The sequence below is a fragment of the Streptomyces sp. SAS_281 genome (assembly GCF_052542855.1).
Map to the genome: position 1 here is coordinate 1 of NZ_JBMNDO010000128.1, position 22803 is coordinate 22803.

The 22803-nt window shown below is 72.6% G+C and carries 20 protein-coding genes; 18 read left to right on the top strand and 2 right to left on the bottom strand.

Features of this window, described 5'->3' with window-relative positions; genetic code table 11:
- Window positions 1-64: 64 nt before the first annotated feature.
- Window positions 65-565: a transcriptional regulator BldD gene (gene bldD / locus ACN6LM_RS32300; protein WP_018103903.1), complete on the bottom strand. Its 501-nt coding sequence runs from the start codon at window positions 563-565 to the stop codon at window positions 65-67.
- Between the two features lie 221 nt (window positions 566-786).
- Between bldD and pyrR the strand changes: the two genes are divergently transcribed.
- The 14 genes from pyrR to ACN6LM_RS32370 all read left to right on the top strand — a co-directional run bounded on the left by pyrR (window position 787) and on the right by ACN6LM_RS32370 (window position 17385).
- Window positions 787-1371 carry a bifunctional pyr operon transcriptional regulator/uracil phosphoribosyltransferase PyrR gene (pyrR, locus tag ACN6LM_RS32305; protein ID WP_445068961.1) on the top strand — a complete coding sequence of 195 codons (585 nt, stop codon included), beginning with the start codon at window positions 787-789 and terminating at the stop codon, window positions 1369-1371.
- An 88-nt stretch (window positions 1372-1459) separates the two neighbouring features.
- The gene (locus tag ACN6LM_RS32310; protein ID WP_445068974.1) at window positions 1460-2443 is read left to right on the top strand and encodes an aspartate carbamoyltransferase catalytic subunit; all 984 of its coding nucleotides are present in this window, start codon (window positions 1460-1462) and stop codon (window positions 2441-2443) included.
- 2 nt (window positions 2444-2445) lie between these two features.
- Window positions 2446-3732 (top strand): dihydroorotase, encoded by a 1287-nt coding sequence (locus tag ACN6LM_RS32315; protein ID WP_445068962.1) that lies wholly within the window; start codon window positions 2446-2448, stop codon window positions 3730-3732.
- A complete protein-coding gene (locus ACN6LM_RS32320; RefSeq protein ID WP_445068963.1) occupies window positions 3729-4304 on the top strand; it encodes a PH-like domain-containing protein in 576 nt (191 codons plus the stop codon). The genes ACN6LM_RS32315 and ACN6LM_RS32320 overlap by 4 nt, the downstream gene beginning before the upstream one ends.
- Window positions 4301-5440 carry a glutamine-hydrolyzing carbamoyl-phosphate synthase small subunit gene (gene carA / locus ACN6LM_RS32325; protein ID WP_445068964.1) on the top strand — a complete coding sequence of 380 codons (1140 nt, stop codon included), beginning with the start codon at window positions 4301-4303 and terminating at the stop codon, window positions 5438-5440. The genes ACN6LM_RS32320 and carA overlap by 4 nt, the downstream gene beginning before the upstream one ends.
- Window positions 5433-8741 (top strand): carbamoyl-phosphate synthase large subunit, encoded by a 3309-nt coding sequence (gene carB / locus ACN6LM_RS32330; RefSeq protein ID WP_445068965.1) that lies wholly within the window; start codon window positions 5433-5435, stop codon window positions 8739-8741. The genes carA and carB overlap by 8 nt, the downstream gene beginning before the upstream one ends.
- 60 nt (window positions 8742-8801) lie before the next feature.
- Window positions 8802-9911 (top strand): quinone-dependent dihydroorotate dehydrogenase, encoded by a 1110-nt coding sequence (locus tag ACN6LM_RS32335; RefSeq protein WP_445068966.1) that lies wholly within the window; start codon window positions 8802-8804, stop codon window positions 9909-9911.
- A complete protein-coding gene (gene pyrF, locus ACN6LM_RS32340; RefSeq protein WP_445068967.1) occupies window positions 9908-10747 on the top strand; it encodes an orotidine-5'-phosphate decarboxylase in 840 nt (279 codons plus the stop codon). Before ACN6LM_RS32335 ends, pyrF begins: the two co-directional genes overlap by 4 nt.
- Window positions 10748-10992: 245 nt before the next feature.
- The gene (locus tag ACN6LM_RS32345) at window positions 10993-11316 is read left to right on the top strand and encodes an integration host factor (RefSeq protein WP_018103912.1); all 324 of its coding nucleotides are present in this window, start codon (window positions 10993-10995) and stop codon (window positions 11314-11316) included.
- Window positions 11317-11353: 37 nt separating this feature from the next.
- On the top strand, window positions 11354-11971 hold the full coding sequence (gene gmk, locus ACN6LM_RS32350; RefSeq protein ID WP_026171628.1) for a guanylate kinase: 618 nt from the start codon (window positions 11354-11356) through the stop codon (window positions 11969-11971).
- Window positions 11972-12052: 81 nt separating this feature from the next.
- Window positions 12053-12325 carry a DNA-directed RNA polymerase subunit omega gene (rpoZ, locus tag ACN6LM_RS32355; RefSeq protein WP_003970369.1) on the top strand — a complete coding sequence of 91 codons (273 nt, stop codon included), beginning with the start codon at window positions 12053-12055 and terminating at the stop codon, window positions 12323-12325.
- Between the two features lie 147 nt (window positions 12326-12472).
- Complete coding sequence (gene coaBC, locus ACN6LM_RS32360; RefSeq protein WP_445068968.1) at window positions 12473-13675, top strand: bifunctional phosphopantothenoylcysteine decarboxylase/phosphopantothenate--cysteine ligase CoaBC; 1203 nt, start codon at window positions 12473-12475, stop codon at window positions 13673-13675.
- Window positions 13676-13914: 239 nt separating this feature from the next.
- The gene (metK, locus tag ACN6LM_RS32365) at window positions 13915-15123 is read left to right on the top strand and encodes a methionine adenosyltransferase (RefSeq protein WP_164402777.1); all 1209 of its coding nucleotides are present in this window, start codon (window positions 13915-13917) and stop codon (window positions 15121-15123) included.
- Window positions 15124-15252: 129 nt separating this feature from the next.
- Complete coding sequence (locus tag ACN6LM_RS32370; RefSeq protein WP_445068969.1) at window positions 15253-17385, top strand: primosomal protein N'; 2133 nt, start codon at window positions 15253-15255, stop codon at window positions 17383-17385.
- Between the two features lie 256 nt (window positions 17386-17641).
- Here the strand turns inward: ACN6LM_RS32370 and ACN6LM_RS32375 are convergent, their stop codons facing one another.
- On the bottom strand, window positions 17642-18121 hold the full coding sequence (locus tag ACN6LM_RS32375; RefSeq protein ID WP_445068970.1) for a hypothetical protein: 480 nt from the start codon (window positions 18119-18121) through the stop codon (window positions 17642-17644).
- Between the two features lie 243 nt (window positions 18122-18364).
- Here ACN6LM_RS32375 and fmt point away from each other — a divergent pair, with 243 nt between their 5' ends.
- From fmt to ACN6LM_RS32395, 4 genes are all read left to right on the top strand, one after another.
- The gene (gene fmt / locus ACN6LM_RS32380; RefSeq protein ID WP_445068971.1) at window positions 18365-19297 is read left to right on the top strand and encodes a methionyl-tRNA formyltransferase; all 933 of its coding nucleotides are present in this window, start codon (window positions 18365-18367) and stop codon (window positions 19295-19297) included.
- Window positions 19298-19364: 67 nt separating this feature from the next.
- The gene (locus tag ACN6LM_RS32385) at window positions 19365-20798 is read left to right on the top strand and encodes an RsmB/NOP family class I SAM-dependent RNA methyltransferase (protein ID WP_445068972.1); all 1434 of its coding nucleotides are present in this window, start codon (window positions 19365-19367) and stop codon (window positions 20796-20798) included.
- Window positions 20799-20912: 114 nt separating this feature from the next.
- On the top strand, window positions 20913-21596 hold the full coding sequence (gene rpe, locus ACN6LM_RS32390) for a ribulose-phosphate 3-epimerase (RefSeq protein WP_445068973.1): 684 nt from the start codon (window positions 20913-20915) through the stop codon (window positions 21594-21596).
- Between the two features lie 146 nt (window positions 21597-21742).
- Window positions 21743-22759, top strand: a complete 1017-nt coding sequence (locus ACN6LM_RS32395) for a sugar-binding transcriptional regulator (protein WP_018103922.1) — start codon at window positions 21743-21745, stop codon at window positions 22757-22759.
- Window positions 22760-22803: the final 44 nt, after the last annotated feature.

Consider the following 22803-nt stretch of genomic DNA (forward strand, 5'->3'; position numbering starts at 1 on the left):
GGCCCGGCGGGGCGTCCGTGAGGCCCCCCCCCGAACCCGGCGGCACGTTTCTCCGAGGTGCTGCTCAGCCCTCGTCGTGGGCGACGGCGCGGCGCGCGTCCGCGTCGAGCACGCCCCAGCTGATCAGCTGCTCCGTCAGCACCGAGGGCGACTGGTCGTAGATCACGGCCAGCGTGCGCAGGTCGTCCTGGCGGATCGACAGCACCTTGCCGTTGTAGTCGCCGCGCTGGCTCTGGATCGTCGCCGCGTAACGCTGGAGGGGGCCGGCCTTCTCCGGCGGCACGTGCGCCAGGCGCTCCAGCTGGAGGACCAGCTTCGGCGGCGGCTCGGCGGCACCGCCGGGCGTCGTGCCCGGCAGGAGCTCCTGGACCGGGACGCCGTAGAAGTCCGCCAGCTCGGCAAGGCGCTGCACGGTCACGGCACGGTCGCCGCGCTCGTACGAACCGACCACGACGGCCTTCCAGCGGCCCTGGGACTTCTCCTCCACGCCGTGGAGGGAGAGGCCCTGCTGGGTGCGGATGGCACGGAGCTTGGCCCCGAGCTGTTTTGCGTATTCGCTGGACATAAGGCTCCCCGGACGCTGGAACGTACGCGGCTGGGCCGCGTGGCTGGTAACTCACTGTGAGGTTACGCAGCGTTACTTGGTCGCGTCAAGCTGAGATGGTCCGTACCGGCTCCCCCCGGGGGTGGGGGCGAGCTCCGGCAGGGGCCCTGGTAACGTGGGTGACGCAATTTCGACGTCCTTTAAGGTCCGTCCCGTGAGGCGGAGAAGGAGGTCCGTTTCTTATGGACGCACAGTACGACGCCACCGGCAATGCGGCACGCCCCGTTCTGGAGGCTCCCGACATCGCCCGGGCCCTGACCCGCATCGCCCACGAGATCGTCGAACGCGCCAAGGGCGCCGACGACGTGGTGCTCCTGGGCATCCCGACCCGCGGGGTCTTCCTCGCCGGCCGGCTCGCCGCCAAGCTCGAAGAGATCACCGGCCGCAGGATGCCGGTCGGCTCCCTCGACATCACCATGTACCGCGACGACCTGAGGCTGCGCCCCGCGCGCGCCCTGGCCCGCACCGAGATCCCCGGCGAGGGTATCGAGGGCCGTCTGGTCGTCCTGGTGGACGACGTCCTCTTCTCCGGCCGCACGATCCGCGCCGCCCTCGACGCGCTCGGCGACATCGGCCGGCCCCGCGCGGTGCAACTCGCGGTCCTCGTCGACCGCGGCCACCGCGAACTGCCGATCCGCGCCGACTACGTCGGCAAGAACCTCCCCACGTCGCTGCGGGAGACGGTCAAGGTCCAGCTCGCCGAGGAGGACGGCCGCGACGCCGTGCTGCTCGGGGTCGAGCAGGCCGCCCCCGCGGTCGAGCGCTAGCTCTTCACGCCCGTACGGCCCGCCCGCCGTGCGGCGGCTTCCGCGCGCCCGCATGCCTGAAACCTCCAGCCACCCGGAGAACACCCAGATGAAGCGTCACCTCATCTCGGCCGCCGACCTCACCCGCGACGACGCCGTCCTCATCCTCGACACCGCCGAGGAGATGGCCAGGGTCGCGGACCGGCCGATCAAGAAGCTCCCGACCCTGCGCGGCCGGACCGTCGTCAACCTCTTCTTCGAGGACTCGACGCGTACCCGCATCTCCTTCGAGGCGGCGGCCAAGCGGCTGTCCGCCGACGTCATCAACTTCTCCGCGAAGGGCTCGTCCGTCTCCAAGGGCGAATCCCTCAAGGACACCGCCCTCACCCTGGAGGCGATGGGCGCCGACGCGGTCGTCATCCGGCACGGCGCCTCCGGAGCCCCGTACCGGCTGGCGACCTCGGGCTGGATCGACGGCGCCGTCGTCAACGCGGGCGACGGCACCCACGAGCACCCCACCCAGGCCCTGCTGGACGCCTTCACGATGCGCCGCCGGCTCGTCGGCGCCGACGCGGGGCTCGGCAAGGACCTCGACGGCCGCCGGATCACCATCGTCGGCGACATCCTGCACAGCCGGGTCGCCCGGTCCAACGTGCACCTGCTGACCACGCTCGGCGCCCACGTCACGCTCGTCGCCCCGCCCACCCTGGTCCCGGTCGGCGTCGAACAGTGGCCCTGCGACGTCAGCTACGGCCTGGACGAGGTGCTGCCCCAGTCCGACGCTGTGATGATGCTTCGTGTGCAGCGCGAGCGGATGAACGCCGCCTACTTCCCGACCGAGCGCGAGTACTCGCGCCGCTACGGCCTGGACGGCGAGCGGATGGCGAGGATGCCGGAGCACGCCGTCGTCATGCACCCCGGGCCCATGGTCCGCGGGATGGAGATCACCGCGGAGGTCGCCGACTCCGACCGCTGCACGGTCGTGGAGCAGGTCGCCAACGGCGTCTCCATCCGCATGGCCGTGCTCTACCTGCTGCTCGGCGGCTACGAGTCAGCCGCCCCCACCGCCGCCCGTACCGAGGAGAACAAGTAACCATGAGCAAGATCCTTATCCGCGGCGCGAAGGTACTCGGCGGCGACCCGCAGGACGTCCTCATCGACGGCGAGACCATCGCCGCCGTCGGCACCGGCCTCGACGCCGGCGACGCCACCGTGATCGAGGCGGCCGGCCAGGTCCTGCTGCCCGGCCTGGTGGACCTCCACACCCACCTGCGCGAGCCCGGCCGCGAGGACTCCGAGACCGTCCTCACCGGAACCAGGGCCGCCGCGGCCGGCGGCTTCACCGCCGTCCACGCCATGGCCAACACCTTCCCGGTCGCCGACACCGCCGGCGTGGTCGAGCAGGTCTGGCGCCTCGGCAAGGAGTCCGGCTACTGCGACGTCCAGCCCGTCGGCGCCGTCACCGTCGGCCTGGAGGGCAAGCAGCTCGCCGAGCTCGGTGCCATGCACGACTCCGCCGCCGGAGTGAAGGTCTTCTCCGACGACGGCAAGTGCGTCGACGACGCGGTCATCATGCGCCGCGCCCTGGAGTACGTGAAGGCGTTCGACGGCGTCGTCGCCCAGCACGCCCAGGAGCCCCGCCTCACCGAGGGCGCCCAGATGAACGAGGGCGTCGTCTCGGCCGAGCTGGGCCTCGGCGGCTGGCCCGCCGTCGCCGAGGAGTCGATCATCGCCCGCGACGTCCTGCTCGCCGCGCACGTCGGCTCCCGGGTCCACATCTGCCACCTGTCGACCGCGGGCTCCGTGGAGATCGTGCGCTGGGCCAAATCCAAGGGGTGGAACGTCACCGCCGAGGTCACCCCGCACCACCTGCTCCTCACCGACGAGCTCGTCCGCAGCTACAACCCCGTCTACAAGGTGAACCCGCCGCTGCGCACCGAGGCCGACGTGCTGGCCCTGCGCGAGGCGCTCGCCGACGGCACGATCGACTGCGTCGCCACCGACCACGCCCCGCACCCGCACGAGGACAAGGACTGCGAGTGGGCCGCCGCGGCCATGGGCATGGTGGGTCTGGAGACCGCGCTCTCCGTCGTCCAGCAGACGATGGTCGAGACCGGACTGCTCGATTGGGCCGGCGTCGCCGACCGCATGTCGGTGCGCCCCGCGGCCATCGGACGCCTCGAAGGACACGGCCGCCCCGTCTCGGCCGGTGAGCCCGCCAACCTCACTCTGGTCGATCCGGCATACCGTGGAGAGGTGGACCCCGCGGGCTTCGCCTCCCGCAGCCGCAACACCCCGTACGAGGGGCGCGAGCTGCCGGGCCGAGTGACCCACACCTTCCTGCGGGGCCGTGCCACGGTCGTCGACGGGAAGCTCGCGTGACAACACAGACCCTGTACCTCCTGGCCGCCGAGCGGAAATCGGCGGAAGTGACCGACTGGTCCGCACGGATCAGCTGGGTGATCGGACTCGTCGTCCTCGTCGTGTTCGTCTACTGGCTGATGCGCCAGGGCTGGAAGTGGCGCGGAAACCTCCAGTCCGACCTGCCGGCCCCGGCCACCGCGCCGGAGGGCTCCGCGGACGGCGAGAAGCTGCTCACCCTCTCCGGCCGCTACCACGCGTCGACCACCGCCGGGCAGTGGCTCGACCGGATCGTCGCCCACGGCCTCGGCACCCGCAGCCGCGTCGAGCTCACCCTCACCGCCGAGGGCCTCGACGTCGTACGGCCCGGCGCCGCGGACTTCTTCGTCCCGGCCGCCGACCTGCGCGGCGCCCGCACCGAAAGGGCACTGGCGGGCAAGGTCCTGCCCGAGGGCGGACTCCTCGTCATCACCTGGGCGCTCGGCGACCGGCTGATCGACTCCGGATTCCGCTCCGACCACTCGGCCGAACACCCCGCCTGGGTCGACGCCGTCAACCACCTCACCAGCACTACGGAAGGCATCGCACGATGACGACCTCCACCCGGGGAACCCAGGTTCCCGCCGTACTCGTCCTGGAGGACGGCCGCACCTTCCGCGGCCGCGCCTACGGGGCTGTGGGGGAGACCTTCGGCGAGGCGGTCTTCTCCACCGGCATGACCGGCTACCAGGAGACGCTGACCGACCCCTCGTACCACCGCCAGGTCGTCGTGATGACCGCCCCGCACGTCGGCAACACCGGCGTCAACGACGAGGACCCCGAGTCGAAGCAGATCTGGGTCTCCGGCTACGTCGTCCGCGACCCCGCCCGCACCCCCTCCAACTGGCGCTCCCGCCGCACCCTCGACGAGGAGCTGGCCACCCAGGGCGTCGTCGGCATCAGCGGCGTCGACACCCGTGCCCTCACCCGCCACCTGCGCGAGCGCGGCGCCATGCGCGTCGGCATCTTCTCCGGCGACGCGGTCACCGGCGAGGCGGCGATGCTGGCCCGCGTCCAGGAGGCCCCCGAGATGAAGGGCGCCGACCTGTCCGCCGAGGTCGCCACCAAGGAGGCGTACGTCGTCCCCGCGATCGGCACCAAGAGGTTCACCGTCGCCGCGGTCGACCTCGGCATCAAGGGCATGACCCCGCACCGGATGGCCGAGCGCGGCATCGAGGTCCACGTGCTGCCCGCCACCGCGACGCTGGAGGAGGTCTACGCGGTCGCCCCGGACGGCGTCTTCTTCTCCAACGGCCCCGGCGACCCGTCCACCGCCGACCACCCCGTCGCGCTGATGCAGGGCGTCCTGGAGCGGAGGACCCCGCTCTTCGGCATCTGCTTCGGCAACCAGATCCTGGGCCGCGCGCTCGGCTTCGGCACGTACAAGCTGAAGTACGGCCACCGCGGCATCAACCAGCCCGTGCAGGACCGCTCGACCGGCAAGGTCGAGGTCACCGCGCACAACCACGGCTTCGCCGTCGACGCCCCCCTCGACAAGGTCTCCGACACCGCCTACGGGCGCGCCGAGGTCTCCCACGTATGCCTGAACGACCAGGTCGTCGAGGGGCTCCAGCTGCTCGACCGGCCGGCCTTCAGCGTCCAGTACCACCCCGAGGCGGCCGCCGGCCCGCACGACGCCGCGTACCTCTTCGACCGCTTCGTTTCCCTGATGGAGGGCCAGCGTGCCTAAGCGCTCCGATATCCAGTCCGTCCTGGTCATCGGCTCCGGCCCGATCGTCATCGGGCAGGCCGCCGAGTTCGACTACTCCGGCACCCAGGCGTGCCGCGTGCTCAAGGCCGAGGGCCTGCGCGTCATCCTGGTGAACTCCAACCCGGCGACGATCATGACCGACCCGGAGATCGCCGACGCCACGTACGTCGAGCCGATCACCCCCGAGTTCGTCGAGAAGATCATCGCCAAGGAGCGCCCCGACGCGCTGCTGCCCACCCTGGGCGGCCAGACCGCGCTGAACACCGCGATCTCCATGCACGAGAACGGTGTCCTGGAGAAGTACGGCGTCGAGCTCATCGGCGCCAACGTCGAGGCCATCAACAAGGGCGAGGACCGCGACCTCTTCAAGGGCGTCGTGGAGGCCGTCAAGGAGAAGATCGGCTACGGCGAGTCCGCCCGCTCGGTCATCTGCCACTCCATGGACGACGTCCTCGCCGGCGTCGAGACCCTCGGCGGCTACCCCGTCGTCGTCCGCCCCTCCTTCACCATGGGCGGCGCCGGCTCCGGCTTCGCGCACGACGAGGAGGAGCTGCGCCGCATCGCGGGCCAGGGCCTCACTCTCTCCCCGACCACCGAGGTGCTGCTCGAAGAGTCCATCCTCGGCTGGAAGGAGTACGAGCTGGAGCTGATGCGCGACCGCAACGACAACGTCGTGGTCGTCTGCTCCATCGAGAACTTCGACCCGATGGGCGTCCACACCGGTGACTCGATCACCGTCGCCCCGGCGATGACCCTCACCGACCGCGAGTACCAGCGGCTGCGCGACATCGGCATCGCGATCATCCGCGAGGTCGGCGTCGACACCGGCGGCTGCAACATCCAGTTCGCGATCGACCCCGCCGACGGCCGCGTCATCGTGATCGAGATGAACCCGCGCGTCTCCCGCTCCTCGGCGCTCGCCTCGAAGGCCACCGGCTTCCCGATCGCCAAGATCGCCGCCAAGCTGGCCGTCGGCTACACGCTGGACGAGATCCCCAACGACATCACCGAGAAGACCCCGGCCTCCTTCGAGCCGACCCTCGACTACGTCGTCGTCAAGGCCCCGCGCTTCGCCTTCGAGAAGTTCCCCTCCGCCGACTCCACCCTCACCACCACCATGAAGTCGGTGGGCGAGGCCATGGCGATCGGCCGGAACTTCACCGAGGCCCTGCAGAAGGCCCTGCGGTCCCTGGAGAAGAAGGGCTCGCAGTTCACCTTCACCGGCGAGCCCGGCGACAAGGCCGAGCTGCTGGCGGAGGCGGTCCGCCCGACCGACGGCCGCATCAACACCGTCATGCAGGCGATCCGGGCCGGAGCCACCCAGGAGGAGGTCTTCGACGCCACGAAGATCGACCCCTGGTTCGTGGACCAGCTCTTCCTGATCAAGGAGATCGCCGACGAGCTGGCCGCCGCCGACAAGCTCGGCCCCGAGCTGCTGGCCGAGGCCAAGCGGCACGGCTTCTCGGACGTCCAGATCGCCGAGATCCGCAACCTGCGCGAGGACGTCGTCCGCGAGGTCCGCCACGCGCTCGGCATCCGCCCGGTCTACAAGACGGTCGACACCTGCGCCGCCGAGTTCGCCGCGAAGACGCCGTACTTCTACTCCTCCTACGACGAGGAGACCGAGGTCGCGCCCCGCACCAAGCCCGCGGTGATCATCCTGGGCTCCGGCCCCAACCGCATCGGCCAGGGCATCGAGTTCGACTACTCCTGCGTCCACGCCTCCTTCGCGCTCAGCGACGCCGGCTACGAGACCGTGATGGTCAACTGCAACCCGGAGACGGTCTCCACCGACTACGACACCTCCGACCGCCTGTACTTCGAGCCGCTGACGCTGGAAGACGTGCTGGAGATCGTGCACGCGGAGTCCCTGGCGGGCCCGATCGCGGGCGTCGTCGTCCAGCTCGGCGGCCAGACCCCGCTGGGCCTGTCGCAGGCGCTCAAGGACAACGGCGTGCCCGTCGTCGGCACCTCCCCGGAGGCGATCCACGCCGCCGAGGACCGCGGCGCCTTCGGCCGCGTCCTGGCCGAGGCCGGCCTGCCCGCCCCCAAGCACGGCACCGCCACCACCTTCGCCGAGGCCAAGGAGATCGCCGACGAGATCGGCTACCCCGTCCTCGTACGCCCCTCGTACGTGCTCGGCGGCCGCGGCATGGAGATCGTGTACGACGAGACCCGGCTCTCCGCCTACATCGCCGAGTCCACCGAGATCAGCCCCACCCGGCCGGTCCTGGTCGACCGCTTCCTCGACGACGCCATCGAGATCGACGTCGACGCCCTCTACGACGGCACCGAGCTCTACCTCGGCGGCGTCATGGAGCACATCGAGGAGGCCGGCATCCACTCCGGCGACTCCGCCTGCGCCCTCCCCCCGATCACCCTCGGCGGCCACGACGTCAAGCGGCTGCGCGCCTCCACGGAGGCCATCGCCAAGGGCGTCGGCGTCCGCGGCCTGATCAACATCCAGTTCGCCCTCTCCGGCGACATCCTCTACGTCCTGGAGGCCAACCCGCGCGCCTCGCGGACCGTGCCCTTCACCTCGAAGGCGACCGCGGTCCCGCTCGCCAAGGCCGCCGCCCGCATCTCGCTGGGGGCGACCGTGGCCGAGCTGCGCGAGGAGGGGCTGCTGCCCAGGAGCGGCGACGGCGGCACGCTGCCGCTGGACGCGCCGATCTCCGTCAAGGAGGCCGTCATGCCGTGGTCGCGCTTCCGCGACATCCACGGCCGCGGCGTCGACACCATCCTCGGCCCGGAGATGCGCTCCACCGGCGAGGTCATGGGCATCGACTCGGTCTTCGGCACCGCGTACGCCAAGTCGCAGGCCGGCGCCTACGGACCGCTGCCCACCAAGGGCCGCGCGTTCATCTCGGTGGCCAACCGCGACAAGCGCTCGATGATCTTCCCGGCCCGCGAGCTGGTCGCCCACGGCTTCGAGCTGCTGGCCACCTCCGGCACCGCCGAGGTCCTCAAGCGCAATGGCATCAACGCCACGGTCGTGCGCAAGCAGTCCGAGGGCGAGGGCCCGAACGGCGAGCCGACCATCGTCCAGCTGATCCACGAGGGCGGTGTCGACCTCATCGTCAACACCCCGTACGGGACCGGCGGCCGGCTCGACGGCTACGAGATCCGCACCGCGGCCGTCGCCCGCTCCGTGCCCTGCCTGACGACGGTCCAGGCGCTCGCCGCGGCCGTCCAGGGCATCGACGCCCTCAACAACGGAGACGTCGGCGTCCGTTCCCTCCAGGAACACGCGGAGCATCTGACCGCGGCTCGCGACTAGGCAGGCAGCCCACAAGGGGGACACCGGAAACGGTGTCCCCCTCTTCATGAGGACACCGTGATGTACAAGTTCTTCTTCCAGCTGGTCTTCAAGCGCATGGACCCCGAGCGCGCCCACCACCTGGCCTTCCGCTGGATCCGCCTCGCCGCCCGCGTCCCCGTGCTGCGCACCTTCCTGGCCGCCGCCCTGGCCCCCCGGTACACGTCGCTGCGCACCGAGGCCCTGGGCCTGCGGATGCACGGGCCCTTCGGGCTCGCCGCGGGCTTCGACAAGAACGCCGTGGCGATCGACGGCATGGCGATGCTCGGCTTCGACCACGTCGAGATCGGTACCGTGACCGGCGAGGCGCAGCCCGGAAACCCGAAGAAGCGGCTGTTCCGCCTGGTGGCGGACCGCGCGCTCATCAACCGCATGGGCTTCAACAACGAGGGCTCCGCCGCCGTCGCCGCCCGGCTCGCCGCCCGCACCCCGGTCTTCCGCACCACCGTCGGCGTCAACATCGGCAAGACCAAGGCCGTCCCCGAGGCCGACGCCGCGGCCGACTACGTGAAGTCCACCGAGCGCCTGGCCGCCCACGCGGACTACCTCGTCGTCAACGTCTCCTCGCCCAACACCCCCGGCCTGCGCAACCTCCAGGCCACCGAGTCGCTGCGCCCGCTGCTCACCGCCGTGCGCGAGGCGGCCGACCGCACCGTCACCCACCGCCGCGTCCCGCTGCTCGTCAAGATCGCCCCGGACCTCGCGGACGAGGACGTCGACGCGGTCGCCGATCTGGCCGTCGAGCTGGGCCTGGACGGCATCATCGCCACCAACACCACCATCGCCCGCGACGGGCTGGGCCTGAAGTCCGCGGCGGCCCTGGTCGAGGAGACCGGCGGCCTGTCCGGCGCCCCCCTCAAGGAACGTTCCCTGGAGGTCCTGAGCCGCCTTCACCGGCGCGTGGGGGACCGGATCACCCTGGTGGGCGTCGGCGGCGTCGAGAACGCCGAGGACGCCTGGCAGCGCATCCTGGCCGGCGCCACCCTCGTCCAGGGCTACAGCGCCTTCATCTACGAGGGCCCGTTCTACGCCCGCGCGATCCACAAGGGGCTGGCCGCGCGCCTGGCCGCCTCCCCGTACGCCACGCTCGCCGACGCCGTCGGCGCGGAATCCCGGAAGGCAGTGAAATGACCCTGGAACCCTTCGGCGCCCGGCTGCGCCACGCCATGGACACGCGAGGCCCGCTCTGCGTCGGCATCGACCCGCACGCCTCGCTGCTCACCGCCTGGGGGCTGAGCGACGACATCGCGGGCCTGGAGCGGTTCACCCGTACCGTCGTCGAGGCGCTGGCCGACCGGGTCGCCGTGCTCAAGCCGCAGTCCGCGTTCTTCGAGCGCTTCGGCTCGCGCGGCGTCGCGGTCCTGGAGAAGGCCGTCGAGGAGGCCCGCGCGGCCGGTGCGCTCGTCCTGATGGACGCCAAGCGCGGTGACATCGGCTCGACCATGGGCGCCTACGCGGCGACCTACCTGGACAAGGACTCGCCGCTGTTCTCGGACGCGGTCACGGTCTCGCCGTACCTCGGCTTCGGCTCGCTGCGGCCCGCGCTCGACGCGGCGGCGGTCTCCGGGGCCGGTGTCTTCGTCCTCGCGCTGACCTCCAACCCGGAGGGTGCCGAGGTGCAGCGCGCCACGGCCGCCGACGGCCGTCCGCTGGCCCAGCTGATGCTCGACCACATGGCCGCCGAGAACGCGGGTGCCGCCCCGCTCGGCTCGGTCGGGGCGGTCGTCGGCGCCACGCTCGGCGACGTGGGCGTCAACCTCGAGATCAACGGGCCGCTGCTCGCCCCGGGCATCGGCGCGCAGGGGGCGACCCCGGCCGATCTGCCGGGCGTCTTCGGCGACGCGGTGCGCAACGTGGTGCCCACCGTCAGCCGGGGCGTGCTGCGCCACGGCCCGGACATCGCGGGGCTGCGCGGGGCCGCCGAACGGTTCGCGGACGAGGTCCGCGCGGCCGTCTCGGACCGCTGACCCTGCCACGTAACCGTGTGTTGACGGAATCCTGACGAAAAAACTCGGTGGTTATGCCTGAAAAGTCCTGGTCGGCAGAGGCTGACCAGGACTTTTCGTCTGTTCTCGCTGACTCCGGCGGCCTTGGCCGCTAGTCTCCGTCGAGAGCCGACGCGCACGGGGTGTTCGCGGCTCACCAGGTGAGGGGCGATCCCGCTGCCTCACCGGTCCGTATCCGACAGATCGACATCCGAGGTGACGTAGGCGTGGCTCTTCCGCCCCTTACCCCTGAACAGCGCGCAGCCGCGCTCGAAAAGGCCGCCGCGGCTCGCCGGGAGCGGGCCGAGGTCAAGAATCGACTCAAGCACTCCGGCGCCTCCCTCCACGAGGTCATCAAGTCGGGCCAGGAGAACGACGTCATCGGCAAGATGAAGGTCTCCGCCCTGCTGGAGTCCCTGCCCGGAGTGGGCAAGGTCCGTGCCAAGCAGATCATGGAGCGGCTCGGCATTTCCGAGAGCCGTCGTGTGCGGGGTCTTGGCTCCAACCAGATCGCATCCCTGGAGCGTGAGTTCGGCGGCACCGCCGCCTGAGTTCTCAGGCACCCCTGAGAACCTGGATAATCGCTCCATGGCTGCAACATCCCGGGGGACGTCCCCCGTACCCCCGGACGTACGTCCGCGGCTGACCGTGCTCTCCGGCCCCTCGGGGGTCGGCAAGAGCACGGTCGTCGCGCATATGCGCAAGGTCCACCCCGAGGTGTGGCTCTCGGTGTCGGCGACGACCCGCAAGCCCCGCCCCGGCGAACGCAACGGCGTCCACTACTTCTTCGTGGACGACGAGGAGTTCGACAAGCTGATCGCCAACGGCGAGCTGCTGGAGTGGGCCGAGTTCGCCGGCAACCGCTACGGCACGCCGCGCCGCGCCGTGCAGGAGCGGCTGGAGGCGGGAGAGCCGGTGCTCCTGGAGATCGACCTCCAGGGCGCCCGGCTGGTCCGCCAGTCCATGGCCGACGCCCAGCTGGTCTTCCTCGCCCCGCCGAGCTGGGAGGAGCTGGTCCGCCGGCTCACCGGCCGGGGGACCGAGGCACCCGAGGTGATCGAACGCCGGCTCGGCGCCGCCAAGGTGGAACTGGCCGCCGAAGCGGAGTTCGACACGACGCTCGTCAACACCTCCGTCGAGGACGTGGCACGTGAGCTGCTAGCCTTGATGCTGGAGGCTTCCGGCCACCGCGCCGCCGGCGAGTGAACCACCGGCAGCGGGGCCCGGCACCAAGGCCCCTGACTGTCAAAGAATTCTTTGATCTTCATCCCCTTCGGAAGGCAGAGCGTGTCCTCTTCCATCACCACGCCCGAGGGCATCATCAACCCGCCGATTGATGAGCTCCTCGAAGCAACCGACTCGAAGTACAGCCTCGTGATCTACGCCGCCAAGCGCGCGCGCCAGATCAACGCGTACTACTCGCAGCTCGGTGAGGGCCTCCTCGAGTACGTCGGTCCGCTCGTCGACACCCACGTGCACGAGAAGCCGCTCTCGATCGCACTCCGCGAGATCAACGCGGGCCTGCTCACGTCCGAGGCCATCGAGGGCCCCGCGCAGTAAGCGGCGACGACGCGTTTTCATCCCGGGCCCGGCGGATCATCCGCCGGGCCCGAGGTGTTGTCCGGGCCGACCGGTCGGCGCCCGCGCCCGTGAGGCAGCATGGAGACGTACGTACGCAGGGTGCGTAACCGAGTGCGGGGAGACGCAGTGGACAAGCCGAAGGTCGTTCTGGGGGTCAGCGGCGGCATCGCCGCGTACAAGGCGTGCGAGCTGCTGCGCCGGCTGACCGAGTCCGGCCACGACGTACGGGTCGTCCCCACCGCGTCCGCCCTGAACTTCGTCGGCGCCGCGACCTGGTCCGCGCTCTCCGGCCACCCCGTCTCCACCGAGGTGTGGAACGACGTCCACGAGGTGCCCCACGTCCGGATCGGGCAGCACGCCGACCTCGTCGTCGTCGCCCCCGCCACCGCCGACATGCTGGCCAAGGCCGCCCACGGCCTCGCCGACGACCTGCTCACCAACACCCTGCTCACCGCCCGCTGCCCGGTCGTCTTCGCCCCGGCCATGCACACCGAGATGTGGGAGCACCCCGCCACCCGGGAGAACGTCGCGACGCTGCGCCGCCGGGGCGCCGTCGTCATCGAGCCCGCCGTCGGCCGCCTCACCGGCGTCGACACCGGCAAGGGCCGGCTCCCCGACCCGGGCGAGATCTACGAGGTCTGCCGCCGGGTCCTCGCCCGGGGCGCGGCCGCCCCCGACCTCGCGGGCCGGCACGTGGTGATCAGCGCCGGCGGCACGAGGGAACCCCTCGACCCGGTCCGCTACCTGGGCAACCGCTCGTCCGGCAAACAGGGCTACGCGCTCGCCCGCACCGCCGTCGCGCGCGGCGCCCGGGTGACCCTCGTCGAGGCCAACACCGGGCTGCCCGACCCGTCCGGCGCGGACGTCGTCCGCGCCGGCACCGCGACGCAGCTGCGCGAGGCCGTGCTGAAGGCGGCCCGGGACGCCGACGTCGTGGTCATGGCCGCCGCCGTCGCGGACTTCCGGCCCGCCGAGTACGCCACCGGGAAGATCAAGAAGAAGGACGGCCAGGAGCCCGCGCCCATCACGCTCGTCCGCAACCCGGACATCCTCGCCGAGGTCTCCGCCGAGCGCGCCACGCCCGGGCAGATCGTCGTCGGATTCGCCGCCGAGACCGACGACGTCCTGGCCAACGGCCGCGAGAAACTGCGCCGCAAGGGCTGCGACCTGCTGGTGGTCAACGAGGTCGGGGAGCGCAAGACCTTCGGCGCCGAGGAGAACGAGGCCGTGGTGCTCGGCGCCGACGGCACCGAGACCCCCGTGCCCTACGGGCCCAAGGAGGCCCTGGCCGACACGGTGTGGGACCTCGTCGCGGCCCGCCTCGGATGAATTTCCGGTGACACGCCGGGGCGGGCAGCGCCGCTCAGACACGGTCCGGGGCCTTGCGGCAGCAGGCTTCCGGGGTGTTCCGGCCCTGGTGGAACACGTCACAGGACGGCCAAAGGGCGAGACACGTTGTCCGACGGCGGGAGCCGACCGATAAACTGCACGCTGGACCATGCCGGGCGCAGCTCCCGGACGGTCCGGCCAATGATCAGCCAGCAGCCGCTGCAACCCCAGGGAGCGATGTGTCCCGCCGTCTCTTCACCTCGGAGTCCGTGACCGAGGGCCACCCCGACAAGATCGCCGACCAGATCAGCGACACCATTCTCGACGCGCTGCTGCGCGAGGACCCGTCCTCCCGCGTCGCCGTCGAAACCCTGATCACCACCGGTCTCGTGCACGTCGCGGGTGAGGTCACGACCAAGGCGTACGCCGACATTCCGACGCTGGTCCGCAACAAGGTCCTGGAGATCGGCTACGACTCCTCGAAGAAGGGCTTCGACGGCGCCTCCTGCGGCGTCTCGGTGTCCATCGGTGCCCAGTCCCCGGACATCGCCCAGGGCGTCGACACGGCCTACGAGAAGCGGGTCGAGGGCGACGAGGACGAGCTCGACAAGCAGGGCGCCGGCGACCAGGGCCTGATGTTCGGCTACGCCTGCGACGAGACCCCCGAGCTCATGCCGCTGCCGATCTACCTCGCGCACCGGCTCTCGCGCCGCCTGTCCGAGGTCCGCAAGAACGGGACCATCCCGTACCTGCGCCCCGACGGCAAGACCCAGGTCACCATCGAGTACGACGGCGACAAGGCCGTCCGCCTCGACACCGTCGTCGTCTCCTCGCAGCACGCCAGCGACATCGACCTCGACTCGCTGCTCGCGCCCGACATCCGCGAGTTCGTCGTCGAGCACGTGCTGAACCAGCTCATCGAGGACGGCATCAAGCTCGACACCGAGGGCTACCGCCTCCTGGTCAACCCGACCGGGCGCTTCGAGATCGGCGGCCCGATGGGTGACGCCGGTCTGACCGGTCGCAAGATCATCATCGACACCTACGGGGGCATGGCCCGCCACGGCGGCGGCGCCTTCTCCGGCAAGGACCCGTCGAAGGTGGACCGCTCGGCCGCGTACGCCATGCGCTGGGTCGCCAAGAACGTCGTCGCGGCCGGCCTCGCCGCCCGCTGCGAGGTCCAGGTCGCGTACGCGATCGGCAAGGCCGAGCCGGTGGGCCTCTTCGTGGAGACCTTCGGCACCGCCGCGGTCGACACCGAGAAGATCGAGCACGCCATCGGCGAGGTCTTCGACCTCCGCCCGGCCGCGATCATCCGCGACCTCGACCTGCTGCGCCCGATCTACGCCCAGACCGCCGCGTACGGCCACTTCGGCCGCGAGCTGCCCGACTTCACGTGGGAGCGCACGGACCGGGTGGACGCGCTGCGCGCCGCCGCCGGTCTGTAAGCACCGCGCACTGCCGGCCTTCCGCCGGAGCCCGGACGCCGTCACGGTGTCCGGGCTCCGGCGTTTCACGGCCGGGGGGCACGCGGCGGGCCGGGGCCGTTGTCCGAGGCGTCTGGTAGGGATGGAGCTGTGAGCAGCGAGAACGAGCGGTCCGACGAGCCCGGGGCCGGGGCACCGGAACAGCTTGCGCTGATCCGGGAGGCCGTCCGCCGGGCCGATGTGCCGCGCGCCAAACCGCGCACCTGGCGCGGCGCCGCCCTCGCCAAGGAGCTGCCCGTCGCCCGCGTCCTCGTCAACAAGGGCGCGCTCCACCTCGACCAGTACTTCGACTACGCCGTCCCCGAGGAGCTGGACGCCGACGCACAGCCCGGGGTGCGCGTCCGGGTCCGCTTCGGTGCCGGGGGCCGCCATGTGCGCGGCGGCCGGCGCGAGGGCGGCGGTCTCGTGGACGGCTTCCTCGTCGAGCGGCTGGCCGAGTCCGATTACAACGGGGCGCTCGCCGCGCTCGCCTCCGTCGTCTCGCCCGAGCCGGTTCTCGGCCCCGGCCTCCTCGCCCTCGCCCGCGCCGTCGCCGACCGGTACGCGGGCAGCCTCGCCGACGTCCTCCAGCTCGCCGTCCCCCCGCGCAACGCGCAGGCCGAGGCCAAGCCGTCGCCCGCGCCCCTGCCCGCCCCCGCGCCCCCCGCCCCCGGGAGCTGGGAGCGGTACGCGCAGGGGCCCGCGTTCCTCTCCGCGCTGGCCGGCGGGGGCGCGCCCCGGGCCGTGTGGACCGCGCTGCCAGGACCGCACTGGCCGGCCGAGATCGCCACGGCGGTCGCGGCGGCCCTGTCCGCCGGGCGCGGCGCCCTCGTCGTCGTCCCCGACGGGCGGACCGCCGCCCGGGTCGACGCCGCGCTCACCGCCGTCCTCGGCGAGGGGCGGCACGCGCTGCTCACCGCCGGTTCCGGGCCCGGGAAGCGCTACCGGGAATGGCTTTCCGTGCGGCGCGGCTCCGTCCGGGCGGTGGTGGGGACCAGAGCGGCGATGTTCGCGCCCGTCGCCGACCTCGGGCTCGTCGTCGTCTGGGACGACGGGGACTCCAGCCACAGCGACGACCGCGCCCCCTTCCCGCACGTCCGGGAGGTCCTGGAGCTACGGGCCACCCACGGCCGGTGCGCCTTCCTGCTCGGCTCCGTCAGCTGCACCGTGGAGGCCGCGCAGCTCGTGGAGAGCGGGTGGGCGCTGCCGCTGCGCGCCGACCGGGACCAGGTGCGGGCGGCGGCACCCGTCATCCGCACCGTGGGCGACGGCGAGCTCGCCCGGGACGGGGCCGCCCGGGCCGCCCGGCTGCCCAGCCTCGCCTGGCAGACCGTCCGGGACGGGCTGCGCACCGGTCCGGTGCTGGTCCAGGTGCCCCGCCGGGGTTACGCCCCCCGGCTCGCCTGCGAGCGCTGCCGGGAGCCCGCCAGGTGCCGGCAGTGCGCGGGACCGCTGGAGGCGCCGGACCAGCAGGACCTGAACTGCGCGTGGTGCGGGCGGGCCGAGACGTCCTGGCACTGCGTGGCCTGCGGCGGACGGCGGCTGCGCGCCCAGATCGTGGGGGCCCGGCGCACGGCGGAGGAGCTGGGCCGGGCGTTCCCGGCGGTACCGGTCCGGACGTCCGGACGCGACCACATCCTCGACTCGGTGCCGGACCAGGCCGCGCTGGTCGTCAGCACACCGGGTGCCGAGCCGGTCGCCGAGGGCGGGTACGCGGCGGCGCTCCTGCTCGACGGCTGGGCGATGGTCGGCCGGCCCGACCTGCGCGCCGGTGAGGAGGCGCTGCGCCGGTGGACGGCCGCCGCCGCGCTGGTCCGGGGGCGGCCCGAGGGCGGCACGGTGGTCGTCGTCGCCGAGCCGACGCTGCGCCCCGTGCAGGCGCTGGTCCGCTGGGACCCGGTCGGCCATGCCAGGCGGGAGCTGGCGGAGCGGGCCGAGCTGGGCTTCCCGCCGGTGTCCCGGATGGCGTCGGTGACGGGGGAGCCGGAGGCGTTGGCCGCGTTCCTCGCCGGGGCGCGGCTGCCTTCGGACGCGGAGGTGCTGGGGCCGGTGCCGGTGCCGGCCGCGGTGCCGGGGCGGCCCCGGCGGGCGTTCGAGGCGCCGGCGGGGGAGGTCTGGGAGCGGGCGTTGGTGCGGGTGCCGCCCGGGAGCGGGGCGGCGTTGGCCGCGGCGTTGCGCGCCGCGCGCGTGGCGCGTGGTGGGGGTGCGGTGCGGGTCCGGGTGGATCCGGTGGACATCGGCTGAGCTCGTGTCCTCAGACGCCGGACGGGCTGGGTTCGTGCGGTGGGCGTTGGGGGCGCGTCTCGGGTTGGGCCGTGTCCTCAGACGCCGGACGGGCTGGACTTCGTGCGTGGGGCGCGGACGCGTCTCGGTTACGGGTGTGTCCTCAAGCGCCGGACGGGCTTGACGGCGCCGCGTGCTTGGTTTCGCACGGGCGCGGTCGGTGCGTGAGCGGGCCGCCCCCTCGCGTGTGCGCGGGGGCGGCCCACTCATCCTCGGGTCAGCCGTTGCGGGGGCCCGGGAACGGGTTGGGGCGGTCCGTCGCGGCTTGCGGGGCGCGGGCGGCGGGGACCGCGGGGGTGCGTTGCGGGACGACCACCTCCGCGGCTTCGGGAGCCGTGGGCTGCGGGGTCGTGCGCCGTGATCCGTAGCGGCGGTGGACGGCCTGCTTGGTGACCCCGAGGGCGGAGCCCACCGCGTCCCAGGAGAAGCCCAGTGAGCGGTCGAAGTCCACGGCCGCCGTGACCAGGGTCTCGACGCTGTCCCGCAGTTCCTGGGCCAGTCTCACCGTCGGGGCCGGGGCCCTGCCGTAGACGACGAAGCCCGCGGACGGGCCGGTGCGGCGCGGACGGTAGACGTTGCCCAGCTGAGCGGTGAGCGTGCGCAGTGCGTCCACCTGCCGCCGGACCCGCTCGATGTCCCGCACCAGGAGATGCAGGCTGGCCCGCGCTTGGGCGTCGTGGGTTGCGTGGTCGGCCATGAAGAAGCCTCTCGAACCGGCGTTGAAAGGGATCGGGCCGCACCAGGGCGGCTCGCTTCGGTCAATCTCTCTTGACCAACGCCGCACCCGGGGATCTGGTCACGCTCAGGGGGCGTATGCACCCCTGCGAGGGGCGCACGAGCGCGCGTACGCCCCCCGGCCCGCCGCCCCATAGACTTGTGCGTTGCTCGTCACCGTAACGTTTCGGCCTGAGAGTCCGGCCTGAGAGGCAGTCAGCCACCCATGAAGCTCGTCTTCGCAGGCACCCCCGAGGTAGCCGTCCCCGCACTCGACGCCCTGATCGCCTCCGGCCGGCACGAGGTGGCCGCCGTCGTCACCCGGCCCGACGCCCCCGCGGGGCGTGGCCGGCGGCTGGTGGCCAGCCCGGTCGCCGAGCGCGCCGAGGAGGCCGGGATCGAGGTGCTGAAGCCCGCCAGGCCCCGGGACGAGGACTTCCTCGCGCGGCTGCGGGAGATCGCGCCGGACTGCTGCCCGGTCGTCGCGTACGGCGCGCTGCTGCCCAAGGCGGCGCTCGACATCCCGGCGAAGGGCTGGGTCAACCTGCACTTCTCGCTGCTGCCCGCCTGGCGCGGCGCGGCCCCGGTGCAGCACGCGGTGATGTCCGGCGACGAGGTGACGGGGGCGTCCACCTTCCTCATCGAGGAGGGGCTCGACTCCGGGCCCGTCTACGGCGTGCTGACCGAGGAGGTCCGCCCGACCGACACCAGCGGCGATCTGCTGACCCGGCTGGCGTTCGCCGGGTCCGGGCTGCTCGCCGCGACCATGGACGGCATCGAGGACGGCACCCTGCACGCCGTGGAGCAGCCCGCGGACGGGGTCACCCTCGCGCCGAAGATCACCGTCGAGGACGCCCAGGTCCAGTGGTCCGCGCCCGCCCTGCGAGTCGACCGGGTCATCCGCGCCTGCACCCCCGCCCCCGGCGCCTGGACGCTGTTCCGGGGCGAGCGCCTGAAGCTCGTCCAGGCCACCCCCGCCGTCGACCGGTCCGAGCTGGCGCCCGGTGAGCTGTCGGCCGGCAAGAACAACGTGTTCGTCGGCACCGGGTCGCACGCGGTGGAGCTGCTGTGGGTGCAGCCGCAGGGCAAGAAGCCGATGCGCGCCGCCGACTGGGCGCGCGGGGTGCGCATCGTCCCCGGCGAGCTGGTCGGGAGCTGAGACCCCCGGGGCGGGGACGTAGGCTGGGAGGGTTCGTCCTCTCGATCTTCAGCGGAGCACCTTTCACGTGAACGACCAGCCGCGTCGCCGTCCCGCCAAACCCCACCGCCGCCCCAAGAAGGACCCGGTGCGCTTCCTCGCCTTCGAGGCCCTGCGGGCCGTCGACGAGCGCGACGCGTACGCGAACCTCGTCCTGCCCCCGCTGCTGAAGAAGGCCAGGGCCAAGGGCGACTTCGACCACCGCGACGCCGCCCTGGCGACCGAGCTGGTCTACGGCACGCTGCGCCGCCAGGGGACGTACGACGCGATCGTCGCCGCGTGCATCGACCGTCCGCTGCGCGAGGTGGACCCGCCGGTCCTGGACGTGCTGAACATGGGCGTGCACCAGCTCCTCGGCACCCGCATCCCGACCCACGCGGCGGTCTCCGCCAGCGTGGAGCTGGCCCGGGTGGTGCTGGGGGAGGGGCGTGCCAAGTTCGTCAACGCCGTCCTGCGCAAGGTGTCCGCCGACGACCTCGACGGCTGGGTCGCGAAGGTGGCCCCGGCCTACGAGGACGACGCCGAGGACCACCTCGCGGTCGTCCACTCCCACCCGCGCTGGGTCGTCTCCGCGCTCTGGGACGCCCTCGGCGGCGGCCGCGCCGGGATCGAGGACCTGCTCGACGCGGACAACGAGCGCCCCGAGGTCACCCTCGTCGCCCGCCCCGGCCGCTCCACCACCGCCGAGCTCACCGAGGAGCTGGGCGAGGACAACGCGCTGCCCGGCCGCTGGTCGCCCTACGCCGTGCGGATGGCCGAGGGCGGCGAGCCCGGCGCCCTGACCGCCGTGCGCGAGGGCCGGGCCGGGGTGCAGGACGAGGGCAGTCAGCTCGTCGCCGCCGCCCTGGCCGCCGCCCCGGTGGAGGGCTCCGACGCCCGCTGGCTCGACGGCTGCGCGGGCCCCGGTGGCAAGGCCGCCCTGCTCGCCGCCCTCGCGGCGGACCGCGGCGCCGCCCTGCTGGCCGCCGAGAAGCAGCCGCACCGCGCCCGCCTCGTGGAGCGCGCGCTGGCCGGCAACCCCGGCCCGTACCAGGTGATCACCGCCGACGGCACCCGCCCGCCGTGGCGCCCCGGCAGCTTCGACCGGGTCCTGATGGACGTGCCCTGCTCCGGGCTCGGCGCGCTCCGCCGCCGCCCCGAGGCCCGCTGGCGCCGCCGCAAGGAGGACCTGGAAGGCTTCGCCCCCCTCCAGCGCGGGCTGCTGCGCGAGGCGCTGAAGGCCGTACGCGTCGGCGGCGTCGTCGGGTACGCGACCTGCTCGCCGCACCTCGCCGAGACCCGGGTCGTCGTGGAGGACGTGCTCAAGGGGCGCGGCGGGGACCCCGTCGAGGCGGAGTGGATCGACGCCCGTCCGCTGCTGCCTGGCGTGCCCGCGCTGGGCGACGGGCCCGACGTCCAGCTCTGGCCGCATCTGCACGGCACCGACGCGATGTATCTCGCGCTGCTCCGCCGTACCGGCTGATCAAGGGCCCCGTGCCGGGGTGAAACGCCGGGAATGCGCGAACCGTAATGATCCCGTGAGCCTTTGGAGCGCACCGAGGCCGGGAAGTGACGCAGAACATGGGAGGCTTGGCCCATGGCCCAGATCAACCCGAGTATTCTCTCCGCCGATTTCGCGCGCCTCGCCGATGAGGCCAAGGCCGTCGAAGGCGCCGACTGGCTCCACGTCGATGTCATGGACAACCACTTCGTGCCCAATCTGACCCTCGGCGTTCCGATCGTGGAATCGCTCAGCAGGGCCACGGACACGCCGCTGGACTGCCACCTGATGATCGAGGACGCGGACCGCTGGGCACCCCAGTACGTCGAGGCGGGGGCCGGGTCGGTCACCTTCCACGCCGAGGCCGCCGCCGCCCCCGTGCGGCTGGCCCGGGAGATCCGCGCCAAGGGCGCCCGCGCCTCCATGGCGCTCAAGCCGGCGACGCCCATCGAGCCGTACGAGGACCTGCTCCCCGAGCTCGACATGCTGCTGATCATGACCGTGGAGCCGGGCTTCGGCGGCCAGGCGTTCCTGGACATCATGCTGCCGAAGATCCGCCGCACCCGTGAGCTGATCTCCAAGCACGGCCTCGATCTGTGGCTCCAGGTCGACGGCGGCGTCTCCGAGTCCACCATCGAGCGGTGCGCCGAGGCGGGCGCCGACGTCTTCGTCGCCGGCTCGGCGGTGTACGGGGCAGCGGACCCGGCCGCCGCGGTGCGTGCGCTGCGTGCCAAGGCCGACGGGGCCATCGGCGCGGCCGGCTGGGGCTGCGCGCACTGAAGCCGGGGCGGCCGGGGGAGCGGGCGTCCCCCGGGCCAAGGGCAGATGAACGGGTTCCGACGGGACCGGTCAGGGATCGCCGTATCTGACAGGATGAACGGCGTATCAAGAGCGTGAACAGCAGTGAGGAGAACGCGGTGTCTGCAATGTCGGCGGGCCGGTCCGCCCTGCGGATGGGGCCCGCGGAGCTGGTGCAGGCGGCGGCCATGGCCCGCCGCTTCTACCTCGAGGGCAAGTCCAAGATCCAGATCGCCGAGGAGTTCGGCGTCAGCCGCTTCAAGGTCGCCCGGGTGCTGGAGACCGCCCTGGAGCGCGACCTCGTACGCATCGAGATCCGGGTCCCGGCCGAGCTGGACGCCGAGCGCTCCGACGCGCTCCGGGCCCGCTACGGGCTGCGGCACGCGGTCGTCGTGGAGTCCCCGGCGGAGGAGCAGGACGACGCGGCCGACCCGGAGAACCTGGGCGAGGTCGCGGCCGACCTGCTCGGCGAACTGGTGAACGAGGGCGATGTGCTGGGGCTCGCCTGGGGCCGCTCCACCATCCACATGGCCGCCGCCCTGGACCGGCTGCCCCCGTGCACGGTCGTGCAGCTCACCGGGGTGTACGACGCGGGCACCGCCGAGCGCGGTTCGGTGGAGGCGGTGCGGCGTGCCGCCCAGGTCTCCGGCGGGGAGGCGCATCCGATCTACGCGCCGATGCTGCTGCCGGACCCGGCGACGGCCGCCGCGCTGCGCCACCAGACGGGGATCGCCCGCGCCTTCGAGTACTTCGACAAGGTGACGGTCGCGGCCGTCTCCATCGGTTCCTGGGAGCCCGGGATCTCGACCGTGCACGACATGCTGTCCGACGAGGAGCGCCGGCACTACGCCTCGCTCGGGGTCGCCGCCGAGATGTCGGCCCACCTCTTCGACGCGGAGGGCCGCCGGGTCGGCCGGGACCTCGGCGAGCGGTGCATCACCGTCGAGGCGGACCGGCTGCGCCGGATCCCCGAGGTGGTGGCGATCGCGGGCGGGCAGCGCAAGGCCGCCGCGATCGGCGCGGTGCTGCGGTCCGGCCTGGTCACCAGCCTGGTCACGGACACGGCCGCCGCCGACTACCTGCTGACCGAGTCGGCCGCCCCGCGCCGCCCGGCCCTGGAGCGCGCGGACCCGGACGGCGACTGAGACGTACGGGCATACCGGCGTACGGGAGAGGGGCGAGCGGTCAC